Origin of the sequence: Stakelama sediminis, assembly GCF_014199335.1 — a bacterium.
Classification (GTDB): Bacteria; Pseudomonadota; Alphaproteobacteria; order Sphingomonadales; family Sphingomonadaceae; genus Sphingomonas; species Sphingomonas sediminis.
The window spans coordinates 17,057-29,575 of record NZ_JACIJI010000010.1 but is presented as its reverse complement, the minus strand read 5'-3'; the positions used below and the strand labels follow the sequence as shown (position 1 = coordinate 29,575).

Genomic DNA, 12,519 nt, shown 5'->3' with positions numbered 1-12,519 from the left:
AAGGTGGAGTCTTCTCGAGTTCTGTTGGCCTTCCAGCAGTGCACTACTGTATCATTCTCCATGTCAAAATATTAAGGCGTTTTACCAGCGCTGCCGCAAAATTAGGTTGTAATGTACTTTCGCAGCGGCAGGCTGCGTAATTCGAGAAGACTTATCGTCAAAAATAATTATGCAAAACATTGAAGACGAATGCCTTGTATTATTTTGTATAATCGAGTTTTGAAAAAAGTAACGGATATTGAGGGGCGGGGTAATGTTAGCAGAAGAATTGTTTCGGACTTTCTATTTGGTCTTTGTTCAGAGAAGGTGGTTTGCGGGCGTTCCGGTGTTCGCTGCTCTCGTGCCCTCGGGGGCAGTCGCGCAGCATCTGCCACCGCCAATCGAGCATCCTGTTTTGGGTAAATTCGGCGTAGAGCTGCACTCCGGTCGCTACGGTGGCCTGTCGGTTCCTTTGATTTCTATCGGCGGGGCGGGGGATTCCGCTCTCTCCCGCACTTATGCTCCGCAAAACGGCGTAGAGCTTGTTCCGCAGGCGTCTTTTGGAGTGCGATCTCGATCGCAAGTTCGAGATCCGCAATATGTCTACAGATTCTACGATTATGTGACATACTGGTATCCCGGTGGCAGCATGACATTTCGACGGCTCTCCGGCTCGTCGGATCCATACGAGGCTGAATTCAATACCGGTGCGACGCTTACGCAATCGGCAAATGGGCTCGTATTTACCAATAAATACGGATTAAAAATTGAGAACAACAAGCTAATTTACCCGGACGGCAGGGAAGTATGGGGCTGGGCCTCGGAGGTTGGAGTGGATCCGGGGAATTCTCCAATACCTATTATGCGAAATAATTTCGGTTTCCTTTTGAGGACGTCTGGGAATATTACGCAAGCAATTAATTTGGCCCGAGACTATTGTGACAGCGACACGTCGCATTTATGCCAAAACCTGGAGGAAAGCCGATCTGCTTCGGTGGCCGGGTCTTCGCAAGATGAAATGATTTTGCGCAATGCTGCCGGCGAGACAACTTCAGTTGACTTTACAGGTATCACTGCTTTCGATGGTGAGCCTGCCTGCGTTTACAATCCGACGCCCGGAACGCCCAAGTGCAACGGTCCATCCTGGACCTACTACTACCCAAGACGGATAAGCGGTGCTGCTGTAAAGGGAACGATAGAAATATCCTATTCCCGATATGGTACGCCGGACTCGGTTTCTCATGATGAGATTTTGGTCAGCCAGATCAAGACCAATGACCTCACGGTTAACTACATCAATTCGTATAATCCCAACGGCTCTTGGGGGGGCGCTGCTGGGCATAGTGTCAGGATACAATCCATAGTCGATGGTCAGCCCATACAATTGGCGTACTCCAGCAGTTTGGGGCCTATGTGGCCGTCTGCCAGTCTAAACCTTCATTATGTTGAGGACCCTCTTTCAAGGGTTACCGAATTTTCACAGAACGACAGGGGCGATATTTCAGGCGTCACATACCCTGAAGGTAATCGGGTCGAATACAAGTTCGACACTAGGTATAACGTTACTTATGTAATTAAACATTCTAAGTCGGGCATTGAAGAAGATGACTTGATAACGCAGTATATTTACCCCTCTTCATGTAGCCAATCGACCCAAGCGACCTGCAATCTGCCGCAAGCTGTGATCGATCCGAAGGGCTACCGAACTGACTTCACCTATAACTCGCGAGGTCAGGTGGTGACCGAAACCGGGCCCGCGTCTTCTACTGGGGCGGTGCGACCAGTTACGACATATACGTACACAATGAGGACGGCCTACGTGCTGGACTCGTCCGGTAATCCGGTTGCTGCTGGATCTCCAATTTCGTTGTTAACAAGAACGTCCACCTGCCGCACCTACGTGCCTTGTACGAACACTGGGGATGAGATCCGAACCGACTATGATTACGGTCCGAGCTCCGGTCCTAACAATCTCTTGCTGCGTGGGGTCGGTAGGCGAGCAGCCGATGGAACAGGACAAATTCGGACTCTCTGGACCTGTTACCAATATAACTATTTCGGAGATCGGATATCAGAAACAAGCGCAAGCGCAGGTTTGAACGGCTGCAGTTGATTCGTTGGACGACTTAAAAAGTCGAGATGGAACGCGCTTGAATAGCGCTTTGATAGACCGGGGGGCGCGATGCGAAATACAGCTACAGTTCGATTTCTTCTGGGAACAGTCGGAATGGTGGGGCCGCTGCTGACTGCGGTGCCTGTAATGGCGCAGACGCAGGATTACACGACGCACACATATTATGATGCGGCGCGTCGGGTGACGGGTGTTGTGAGCCCGGACCCGGATGGATCGGGACCGCTGCCGCATCCTGCGGTGCGCAACACCTATGACGCTGCCGGTAATCTGACGAAGGTTGAGACCGGCAGTATAGCCACGGTGCCGACGTCCGATGATGTGAAGGATTGGGGGAGCCAGTTTACGGCCAACACGATCCTCGACACCAGCTATGACGCGATGGACCGCAAGCTGACCGATATGGTCAGCGGCAAGGTCGGGACCGTGGTCAGTAAGACCGGTCTTACCCAGTACAGCTATGATACGGTAGGGCGCTTACAGTGTACCGCGGTACGGATGAACCCGGCGGCGTTCAACTCGCTGCCGACGAACGCCTGCACGCTTGGGACGGCGGGGAGCCAGGGCCCCGATCGCATCACGAAGAACATCTATGATGCTGCAGGCCAGTTGCTGCAGGTGCGGAAGGCGGTAGGCACCTCGGTCGAGGTTGCGGATGTGACCTACAGCTATACGGCCAACGGCCAGATCGCTCAGGTGGTCGATGCCAACGGCAATCGCGCGGAGAAGCGCTATGACGGGTTCGACCGACAGAGCCGCTGGGTGTTCCCGGCCAAGGCGCGTCCAAGCGCGTTCAACGACGCTACGCCCGCCAGTGCCATGCAGACCGCCGGCGCGCTTAACGAGAGCGATTACGAACAATATGGCTATGACGCCAACGGCAACCGGACTTCCTTGAGGAAACGCGACAATCAGACGATCGCGTATCAATATGACACGCTCAACCGGATGACGCTGAAGAACGTGCCAGGCAGTGCGAGCGATGTTTATTATGGCTATGACCTGCAGGGGCATCAGACCTATGCGCGGTTCGGCTCGACGTCGGGGCAGGGGCTGACCAACGCCTATGACGGGTTTGGGCGGCTGACCTCGGCAACGACGAATCAGGGCGGCACGAGCCGGACGCTGAGCTATCAATATGACGCGGACGGTAACCGGACGCGCGTGACGCATCCGGACAGCACCTATTTCGTCTATGGCTATGACGGGCTAGACCGGCTGACGAGCATCAAGCAGAACGGCAGCATGACGATCGCGACGATCGCCTATGACAATGCGAGCCGCCGTTCGGGCGATACGCGCGGGGCGGTGGGCTCGACCTATGGCTATGACGCGATCTCGCGGCTGTCGAGCCTTGCGGATAACCTTGCCGGCACCGCGAACGATGTCACGACGGGCTTCACTTACAATCCCGCCAGCCAGATCGCCTCGACCACGCGAAGCAACGATGCTTATGCTTATACCGGCTATGTCAATGCGAACCCCAACTATACGACCAACGGACTGAACCAATATACGAACATCGGGTCGGCAGCGTTCGGCTATGACCTGAACGGCAATCTGACTTCGGACGGATCGAGCAGCTATACCTATGATGTCGAGAACCGGCTGCTCACCGCAACGGGTGCGGCCAGGGTGACGCTGACCTATGATCCGACGGGGCGGCTGTTCCAGGCGAGCGGCCCTTCGGGCACCACGCAGTTCCTGTATGACGGCAACGAACTGGTCGCTGAATATGCTACCAACGGCACGCTGCTGAGCCGTTATGTTCACGGGCCGGGCGATGACGATCCGATGCTCTGGTATGAAGGCGCAGGACTCACCGATCGGCGCAGCCTGCAGGTCAACCATCAGGGTTCGATCGTCTCGGTGGCCGACAGCGCGGGCACTAAAATCGCGATCAACAGCTATGACGAATATGGCATTCCGCGCAACAGCGAGACGACCGGTAGGGAGCCTTACGGACGGTTCGCTTATACCGGCCAGGTCTGGCTCGATGATCTGGGCATGTATTATTACAAGGCCCGCATCTACTCACCCACCCTCGGCAGGTTCCTCCAGACCGACCCGGTTGGGTATGAGGACCAGTTCAACCTCTATGCTTATGTCGCAAACGATCCGGTGAATATGTTGGATGCAACCGGAAGGCGGGCAACCTGGGTGAAGGATAAGAACGGAAACGTGACGATTCAGGTCATGGTTGCGTTTTCGGGTCCAGATGCTGGAAACACGGCAGCGCAGAATGATATCATTAGCACCTTGGGCAATCTCGCCACGCCGAACAGGGAAGCCATCGAGGTCATTGTGGTGGACAGTTCAATGATCGGAAACAAGGGCGTAACAGAAGTGCAACTAAGCACAACCGGCTTCCAGTCGAGTGTTTGCGGTACAGATTCGTCATGCGCCAGCAGTATTGGTGGCAACAAGGCCTACGTCCAAACGGGAACGACTGACCAAGGTGGAGTTGGCGCTCATGAAATCGGACATACGATGGGCGCCCGCGATGGTTATGAGGGATCAACTGGGACGGCCCCCAACAGGACGCCACCTACCAGCTATAATCGACCCCAGTCAGACATAATGTCTGCAAGAACCGGCACTCAATTGGGGACCCAATCGCTAGGCGAGATCAGGAGCGACGCTATTCAAAAAACCGACCGGGCCAACGCCAACGTCTGTCGTTCAAAACCAGATTATCAAGGCTGCTAATATGAACATTCTTCTTCAAGTGGTGTCGTTACTTCTCACAGCTTCCAGTTCGGCACCTCCACACGCTCCCAATTTCTGCGGCCAGACATTCTGCCTTGAGTTACAGCCCATGTTGCATTCGGAGCGTCGGGGCTTTGTGCCAATCGAACGAGATTCGGTAGAACTCGGCGGGCGCACATGGATGAGACTTCGATATGCGGATCTTGGCACAGTGTCGGTAGTCGGACCCTTTGCTAGCTCATCCATGGCGACAGTCGCCACGATCGATGAGCAAACGGATGAGATTACGGTCAACTCATGCATGGTGGCCGACGATCCTGAAACATGCGGTCGATATCTAATCTCGATTTCGGATAATGGGGTTGCGAATAAGCCGCTGGTTTGCAGCGTCGTCAGCTTTTGGGTCGCACGGCCAGAAGAGAACTCCCCGGGCGTTCGCATGGGACAGCGCGTCGATATTGGGCAACAGCTAGCAAAGCGCTGCCTCTGACCTGCTGATTTGAGATAGCCTCCTATAACGCCCCGGCTCCATCACCGGATCGGCGGTGGTGCCCCGGGCGCTGTGGATCGTGCGCACCCATCCGTGCCGTCGTCGGCATCGACCCAATCGACCCGGTAGGCGCGGCCCCGGCTGAGCCGCTGTTCGCGGTCGCCCTTGCCGAACGTGACGACGGCGCCGGGGGGTATAGATGGCGGCAGCGGCCTTGGCTTTGGTCAATCCGCACGGTTCGAGCACGCTGGCGACCACGGCATCCTCGCAGAGCGTGCCGTCGTGCAGGAGCGCGAGCCGGATCGCATCGGTGAGCCGCCGGCGGTCGTCGCGGGTGCGATCGAGCACGAGCGTTGCCGCGCGCTCCTCAGCCGACAGCGTGGCGAAATTCCGCGCGATATAGGCGTGGCGGATATCGTCTTCGGCATGCTCGACGATACGCCCACTCCCGGCACAATGGCGTCGAACGCGCTCGCGGCCTTGCCGGCGAGGATCGCTTCGACGGCTTCGCGAGTGTGCTCATTGGTCTGGCGGACGATCTGGTCGAGGACGTGGGTCTCCATGCCGGACTCCTGGAGCTGGACGAATGTACAGTACGCGCGACCGGGCCCGAAAATGCGCATGGCGCTTTTCGGGCCTCTGCAGGCATGGCTTCTGTTTGCGATCATTGCCGCTCCACACCTGACCCGGGCGCCTCCGGTGCCCAAGGAGCCGATATGGACGACGACACGGCAGCGAAAAGACCGCGCCCGTTTCTCAACACGCCCCAGGCGGGCCATTATCTGGGGCTGACGGCGCGCCATCTCGAGCGCCTGCGATCGCAGGGTGCCGGGCCGGTCTATCGGCGCCACTGCCGCTATGTCGTCTATCATATCGACGATCTCGATGCCTGGTCGCGCGCACATAGCAGTAAGGCGATGGCCGGTGACTGACCGCGAACGACACGTGATTCGCCAGATCGGCGATGCCATGCGGCACCACCGGGTACGGCGCAGAAGACTGCGCAGGAGGGGCGTTATTCCGGTGCTGCTGGCAGCCGGGCTTGGCCTGACCGTGGCGGTGCCGCCACGACCGCTGCTGGTCTGGAATGCTTCAGCCAGCGTCCCGGTCGGTCTGTACGCTATCACGGCCGCCAACGATCCTGCCGTCCATGACATGGTGCTTGCACGCCTGCCGGCCCGCTGGCGCGCCTTTGCCGATGCCCGGCGCTATGTGCCGACGGGCGTTCCGCTGGTGAAGCGCATTGCCGCAACCTCCGGCGATACTGTTTGCGCCATGGGCAAGACCATTACCATCAACGGCCGCCGACGGGCCGAGCGTCGCCTGCGTGATGGTCAGCATCGCCGCATGCCATGGTGGCGCGGCTGTATCGTCCTGCGGCACGGCGCGGTGTTCCTGCTCACCGGCAATCCCGCCTCGTTCGACGGACGCTATTTCGGGCCGGTCGGGCGCGATGCCATCATCGGACGGGCGCATCTGCTATGGGCGCGCTGAAGGCGACGCTCGCTGCGCTGGCCCTGTTGACCGCACTGCCGGCCCATGCCGATCCGGTCGACCGGTGGATGCCGCTGATCAGCGAGGCGGCGAGGCGGTTCGGGCTTCCCCCCGCCTGGATCGAGACGGTCATGCGCGCCGAAAGTGGCGGCCATCCATTGCTCGCCGGCCGCCCGGTCACCAGCCGCGCCGGCGCCATGGGGCTCATGCAACTGATGCCGGCAACCTGGGCCTCGATGCGTGCGCGTCTGGGACTGGGCATGAACCCCTATGATCCGCAGGACAATATCCTGGCAGGCGCCTTCTATCTGCGGTTGATGTACGACCGGTTCGGCTATCCCGGCCTGTTCGGTGCCTATAATGCCGGCCCCGAACGCTATGCCGCAACACTCTCCGGACGTTCGGCCCTGCCTGCCGAGACCCGCACCTATCTTGCCCGGGTCACGGGCCATAGGGTTCGGGCCGCAACGACCATGGCGGCTGCTCCCGCCGTAATGCCGGCAAACGCGCTGTTCGTCGTGCGGCGCGGCACCGACGAGGCGAAGTCCGTACCGCGGGCACTCCCGGCCTTGTTCGCGGTGCGTCGAACCGCGAACGACACCGGCGACCATGGCGACACTGTCGCAACGACGGATATCGCCTATCCGGACCGGCCTTCCCGAAAGCGCTGACCTCGCTGCTGTGCGGGGGCACGGCCCCTCGCGCCTGGGGCGCGACCGCGCTCTGCTCCGCGCGCACTCTGTGCGCTCGCTCCGTCGGGCCGCGCGTGCCGCGCGTCCCGCCCGTCCGGCAACGATCGCTGGGGCAGGGGCCGGTCTGACGCCCGGCCGATGGTCGCCGCGCGGGAGCACCGCGCGGCGGCGTTGTTGGTGGCCTTCCCTCGGTCGTGGGTGCGGGCGGCACGCCCCTTTGGGCACGGCCCGGCGGTCCGCAAGCCGGCTAAGGCCGGCTCCTTCGCTTCGCTGCGGCCTTGACGGTGCGGGCCGCCTCCCTGGCCGCGCCCGGTGGGTCGCGGTTCGCCGCCCGCCCCCACGTCCGGGGGAGGCCATGCGGGTTTTGGGCGGTATTTGGAGGTGAGCCATGCGCCAGAACAACCAACGCCGCGCAGCGGGAAAGGGCGGGGAGCAGTCCACCCCGCCGCGCGCCAATCTCTATGACGCGGTGACAGACCGGATCCTGTCCGAACTCGAAGGCGGCCGCATTCCGTGGGTCCAGCCCTGGGGGACGCCCGATGGAAAAGGAACCGGCGCAACGCCGGGACTGCCGCGCAACGCAGTGACCGGGCGCACCTATTCGGGTGTCAATGTGCTGATCTTGTGGGGCGCTCTGTTCGAGCATGGCTATCCTTCGCAAGGCTGGCTGACCTTTCGTCAGGCCCGCGATGCCGGAGGCTGCGTCCGCAAGGGCGAACATGGCGTGACCGTGGTCTATGCCGACCGCTTCACCCCCGAAGCCGAAAAGCAGCGCGCGCAACAGGAGGGCGGCGAAGCGCGCAGCGTCTCCTTCCTGAAACGCTTTACCGTGTTCAATCTCGCCCAGTGCGAAGGACTGCGTCCCGGCCTTGCGCCCGATCCCGAACCGCTCCCCGAACGGCAGATCGTACCCGTTGCCGAAGCCCTCATCGCCGCGTCGGGCGTCGATTTTCGTATCGGCGGCGACCGGGCTTTCTATGCGCCCGCCCATGATTTCGTGCAGGTGCCGCCGCAACCGGCATTTTACGAGCAGATCAATTTCTACAGGACCGCGCTGCATGAACTGACCCATGCGACCGGCCATGCCTCGCGATTGGCGCGCAACATCGTCAACGCGTTCGGCAGCAAGGACTATGCCCGCGAGGAACTGGTGGCAGAGATGGGCAGCGCCTTTCTGTGTGCGGCGCTCGGTATCGTGCCGACCGTGCGCCACGCCGATTACATCGCGTCATGGCTGGAAGTCCTGCGCGAGGACAATCGCGCGATCTTCCGCGCGGCGAGCGCCGCCACCAAAGCCGCCGAATGGCTGCTGGCCCGCCGCGACGAAGCGCGCGACGAGATGGAAAGGGCGGCGGCATGATCCTCCTGACCCCCGAACTGCGCTGCATGCTGCGCGCCAACGCCATCAACCGCCGCGCCGCCCTGCGCGACGAACGCCTCGAACCCGACCCCGTGCCGGTGCTCAAATGGTTCAATCCCACAGGCGCGGCGACATGGCTTGCGACCGAACTGGACGCGGACGGCGACACGCTGTTCGGTCTCGCCGATCTTGGCTTCGGATGCCCCGAACTCGGCAGCTTCAGCCTGTCCGAAATTGCTTCGGTGCGTCTGCCCTTGGGGTTGGGGATCGAGCGCGACATCGCGTTCGAGAGCGTCCATCCGATTTCCGTCTGGGCCGCCACCGCGCGCCGCGCCGGGTCCATCTCTTTTGCCGAAACCTTGCTGCGCCGTGCCGCAGTATCCGACCTTCCGTCAGAAGACGGATGAGGGCTTCCCATCAAAATACTATTTTGATGGGACCCGGCGCGGGCGGCGCGTTTCGCCGCCAGACGAAAGCCGGTCCGCATGTCGAGCGAAGAAACACGGACCGGCACCTTATAAAAGGTAGCTATCATGGAACTCCAGTTTATCGAGCTTGGCAAGCTGGTCGTGAGCAAGACCAATATGCGCTATCGCAGACAAGCGCCCGATGTGGCCGACATCCTGCCGACCGTGCGCAAGCGCGGCGTCATTGTGCCGGTGCTGGTGCGCCGCGTTCCTGCCCCTGACGGGGGTATGGGGGGCAGTCCCGAAACATTCGAGATTGTCGCGGGCGCGCGGCGCTTCACAGCGGCGAGCATCGTTGCCGATGAACGCCGCGAAGCAGGGCAGGACGTGGAGCCCATGCCCTGCGCGATCCTGTCCGACAGCGACGATGCCGATGCCATCGAAGCTTCATTGATCGAGAATGTTGCGCGGTTGGACGCCGACGAAGTGACCCAATGGGAAACCTTCACCCGTCTGGTCAAGGAAGGCCGCGACGTGGCCGACCTTTCTGCCACCTTCGGCATTCCCGAACTTGGCGTGAAGCGCATCCTCGCGCTCGGCAATCTCATGCCGCGCATCCGCACCCTCTATCGTAGCGGCGAAATCGATCCCGCCACCGTTCGCCACCTGACGATGGCGAGCAAGAGCCAGCAACGTGCTTGGCTGGCGCTGTTCGATGACGCGGAAGCCTATGTCCCGACCGGCCATCAATTGAAGGCATGGCTGTTCGGCGGCCAGTCGATCCCGGTCAAACACGCCCTGTTCGATTGCGAAGGCATGAACGGGATCGTCTCCGATCTGTTCGGAGAGGACCGCTATTTTGCCGATGCCGATACTTTCTGGACCGCGCAGTCCGAAGCCATCCAAGCCCGCCGCGGAGACTATCTCGATGCGGGCTGGCCCGATGTCGTGATCGTGCCGCAGCATGAATATTTTTCGACCTGGGAATATGAAAAGGCCCCCAAGCGCAAGGGCGGGCGTGTCTATATCGACGTGCGGTCGAGCGGCGAAGTGACCTTTCACGAAGGCTATATTACGAGGCTGGAAGCGCGCCGGTTGGCGAAGGGGGAGGCCATCGATACCGGCCGCAAGCCCCCGCGCCCGGAAGTGACCGGCACCATGTTGACCTATATCGACCTGCACCGCCATGCCGCCGTGCGCGCCGCACTGACCGCGCGGCCCAACGTCGCATTGCGGCTGATGGTGGCCCACGCCATCGTGGGATCGCCTCTGTGGACTGTGAAACCCGAACCGCAATGGACGCGCAACGATTGGGTCCGCGAGAGTATCGAAACTTGCAAGGCCGAAACCGACTTCGACGAAAAGCGCCGCGCGGTGCTGGCCGTGCTCGGCTTTTCACCCGACGAACCGACCGTCACCGGCGGCAACGGCGACGGGGTAGGGCTGGTATCGGTATTTCTGCGTCTGCTCGAATTGCCCGACCTCGTGGTCATGGACGTGATCGCCCTTGTCATGGGCGAAACGCTCAGCCTTGGCAGCGCCGCCGTTGAGGCGGTCGGGCAGGAAATCGGCGTCGACATGGCACGCTACTGGCAGGCCGACGACGCCTTTCTAGAACTGCTGCGTGACAAGGAAGTGCTGACCCGGATCGTCGCCGATGTGGCAGGCGAGACGGTCGCTTCCGCCAATGCGGGCGAAAAGACCAAGACACTCAAAGCCATCATCCGCAACCATCTTGCCGGGACCGAAGGCCGTACACGGATCGAGGGCTGGGTGCCCAAATGGATGACCTTCCCGCCCGATGCCTACACGTCGCGCGGCGGCGTCGGCACGGTCGAAAAGGCGGCATCGGTTGCGGCAGCGCGCAACCCCGACGATCCCGATCCTGCTGATCCGGGCACTGTCGCGGGCCTGCTCGAACCCCAAAGCGAAGCCGCGCCGGAGCGCGAGGCCGCGTAATATGCGCGGGGATGGCGGCGCACCCGCCATCTCCGTTTTTCGATTTGGTATCTGAAAATCGCGCCGCGCCGCTCGGGCCGCCAAGCGGTCCTCGCGGCGCGGATTAGTCAGGGAGGGCCGTCATGGTCGATCGTGTCCGACCGCATTGCCGCGCGCGTGCATCCCGTGTGTCCACCGAGCGCGCGCGTCACCACTTCGGCCTGATCGCCAAGCGACAGGTTCAGTCGGTCCCCGGCCCACGCTTCGCAGACCGCAGCCGCCTGATGAGGGTTTCGATCCTCCTGGAAATGGTCACATGCTGCGCATGCGCGGGTGAAGCCAGAGCGATGCCGTGCTGCCGGAAAGGGCCTATTCTGCTGCTCCGGATGAATGCCTTTCGCTAGGGGTGGCGTTCTCCGGCAGGGCATTCGGGCTCTTGCATCGGGTCGGCAAACCCGTTCCCCGGCTCGACGGGCATTGACCTGGAATGGCCGCGCCGGCGCGAAACCATCGCGGACGAGCTGATTTCCCCGCTTGGCTTCGCCAAGCTCCTCGCGGGTCGCTGCGCTGCAAATCAGCTCGGCCAGCTCCGGTCCGCCGCTACCGCTTCGGCCCTTGCGGGTTCGCGCCGCCGCTCATGCCATTCCCACGGTCTGCCCATCGCCAGCGAACGGTTCGCCCGGCGATTTTGAAGGAGACCGAAAATGCCAGCAATCGGATATGTCACCAAGAGCGAAGACAGCTTCAAGGGCCAGCTTCGCACCCTCTCGATCCGCACCGACATCGAGATCGTTCCCAACCGCTCCAAAGCGCATGAGAGCCATCCCGACTACCGGGTCTATGCCTCGGGTTCCGAGGTCGGTGGAGGCTGGATCAAGACCGGTGAGCGTTCGGGCAAGGACTATGTGTCGCTCAGCCTCGCCGCCCCGGAGTTCGGGCCACGCAAGCTCTATGCGAACCTGGGCCGTGCCGCAGGGCAGGACGATGACGACACCTTCGCCATCATCTGGAACCCGGCTGATTGATCGCGAAACGTCCCGCGCCGGTACCGGTGCGGGGCTTTCATCGCATGCAAATCGAGGCGGAGGGCGATCCAGAATCGTCCTCCGTTTTGCGGGTTGGCGATCGTGGAGAGGGCAGAACTTCTGCTCGGCATTGCTCATGATCCGGCAGCGCGCGGGCCGCTTCAAGGACGACGGCCCCTCCAATTTTGCTGCGCAAAATCGGTTCCTCCCTCGCCGCTGACGCGGCCGCTTCGCGGTCCCTGACCCGGCCCGCGCGCTACCGGGCGCGACCTCCTGTCTTGCGACAGAGGAGGA

The 12,519-nt window shown here is 61.3% G+C and carries 10 protein-coding genes; 9 read left to right on the top strand and 1 reads right to left on the bottom strand.

The window, feature by feature from the left end; translation table 11 throughout:
• The first annotated feature begins 253 nt into the window (after positions 1-253).
• Positions 254-2,092 carry a hypothetical protein gene (locus FHR23_RS15595; RefSeq protein ID WP_184005855.1) on the top strand — a complete coding sequence of 613 codons (1,839 nt, stop codon included), beginning with the start codon at positions 254-256 and terminating at the stop codon, positions 2,090-2,092.
• Positions 2,093-2,206: 114 nt separating this feature from the next.
• Positions 2,207-4,819, top strand: coding sequence for an RHS repeat-associated core domain-containing protein (locus FHR23_RS15590; RefSeq protein WP_184005853.1), 2,613 nt, complete (start codon positions 2,207-2,209; stop codon positions 4,817-4,819).
• Between the two features lie 714 nt (positions 4,820-5,533).
• On the opposite strand, the gene FHR23_RS15580 is transcribed toward FHR23_RS15590, so the two are convergent.
• Positions 5,534-5,872, bottom strand: a complete 339-nt coding sequence (locus FHR23_RS15580; RefSeq protein ID WP_184005850.1) for a hypothetical protein — start codon at positions 5,870-5,872, stop codon at positions 5,534-5,536.
• Positions 5,873-6,025: 153 nt separating this feature from the next.
• Here FHR23_RS15580 and FHR23_RS15575 point away from each other — a divergent pair, with 153 nt between their 5' ends.
• The 7 genes from FHR23_RS15575 to FHR23_RS15545 all read left to right on the top strand — a co-directional run bounded on the left by FHR23_RS15575 (position 6,026) and on the right by FHR23_RS15545 (position 12,225).
• Positions 6,026-6,241, top strand: a complete 216-nt coding sequence (locus FHR23_RS15575) for a MerR family transcriptional regulator (RefSeq protein ID WP_184005848.1) — start codon at positions 6,026-6,028, stop codon at positions 6,239-6,241.
• Positions 6,234-6,803: a S26 family signal peptidase gene (locus FHR23_RS15570; RefSeq protein WP_343043199.1), complete on the top strand. Its 570-nt coding sequence runs from the start codon at positions 6,234-6,236 to the stop codon at positions 6,801-6,803. The genes FHR23_RS15575 and FHR23_RS15570 overlap by 8 nt, the downstream gene beginning before the upstream one ends.
• On the top strand, positions 6,791-7,474 hold the full coding sequence (locus tag FHR23_RS15565) for a lytic transglycosylase domain-containing protein (RefSeq protein ID WP_184005844.1): 684 nt from the start codon (positions 6,791-6,793) through the stop codon (positions 7,472-7,474). Before FHR23_RS15570 ends, FHR23_RS15565 begins: the two co-directional genes overlap by 13 nt.
• 409 nt (positions 7,475-7,883) lie before the next feature.
• The gene (locus FHR23_RS15560) at positions 7,884-8,855 is read left to right on the top strand and encodes an ArdC family protein (RefSeq protein WP_184005842.1); all 972 of its coding nucleotides are present in this window, start codon (positions 7,884-7,886) and stop codon (positions 8,853-8,855) included.
• On the top strand, positions 8,852-9,262 hold the full coding sequence (locus FHR23_RS15555; RefSeq protein WP_184005840.1) for a DUF2958 domain-containing protein: 411 nt from the start codon (positions 8,852-8,854) through the stop codon (positions 9,260-9,262). The genes FHR23_RS15560 and FHR23_RS15555 overlap by 4 nt, the downstream gene beginning before the upstream one ends.
• 126 nt (positions 9,263-9,388) lie before the next feature.
• Positions 9,389-11,221 (top strand): ParB/RepB/Spo0J family partition protein, encoded by a 1,833-nt coding sequence (locus FHR23_RS15550; protein WP_184005838.1) that lies wholly within the window; start codon positions 9,389-9,391, stop codon positions 11,219-11,221.
• Between the two features lie 683 nt (positions 11,222-11,904).
• Positions 11,905-12,225: a DUF736 domain-containing protein gene (locus tag FHR23_RS15545; RefSeq protein WP_184005836.1), complete on the top strand. Its 321-nt coding sequence runs from the start codon at positions 11,905-11,907 to the stop codon at positions 12,223-12,225.
• Positions 12,226-12,519: the final 294 nt, after the last annotated feature.

Excerpts from the sequence above, each read along its gene's own strand:
- FHR23_RS15595 (WP_184005855.1), top strand. The coding sequence starts at position 254 with ATGTTAGCAGAAGAATTGTTTCGGACTTTCTATTTGGTCTTTGTTCAG.
- FHR23_RS15590 (WP_184005853.1), top strand. The coding sequence starts at position 2,207 with ATGGTGGGGCCGCTGCTGACTGCGGTGCCTGTAATGGCGCAGACGCAG.
- FHR23_RS15580 (WP_184005850.1), bottom strand. The coding sequence starts at position 5,872 with ATGGAGACCCACGTCCTCGACCAGATCGTCCGCCAGACCAATGAGCAC.
- FHR23_RS15575 (WP_184005848.1), top strand. The coding sequence starts at position 6,026 with ATGGACGACGACACGGCAGCGAAAAGACCGCGCCCGTTTCTCAACACG.
- FHR23_RS15565 (WP_184005844.1), top strand. The coding sequence starts at position 6,791 with ATGGGCGCGCTGAAGGCGACGCTCGCTGCGCTGGCCCTGTTGACCGCA.
- FHR23_RS15560 (WP_184005842.1), top strand. The coding sequence starts at position 7,884 with ATGCGCCAGAACAACCAACGCCGCGCAGCGGGAAAGGGCGGGGAGCAG.
- FHR23_RS15555 (WP_184005840.1), top strand. The coding sequence starts at position 8,852 with ATGATCCTCCTGACCCCCGAACTGCGCTGCATGCTGCGCGCCAACGCC.
- FHR23_RS15550 (WP_184005838.1), top strand. The coding sequence starts at position 9,389 with ATGGAACTCCAGTTTATCGAGCTTGGCAAGCTGGTCGTGAGCAAGACC.
- FHR23_RS15545 (WP_184005836.1), top strand. The coding sequence starts at position 11,905 with ATGCCAGCAATCGGATATGTCACCAAGAGCGAAGACAGCTTCAAGGGC.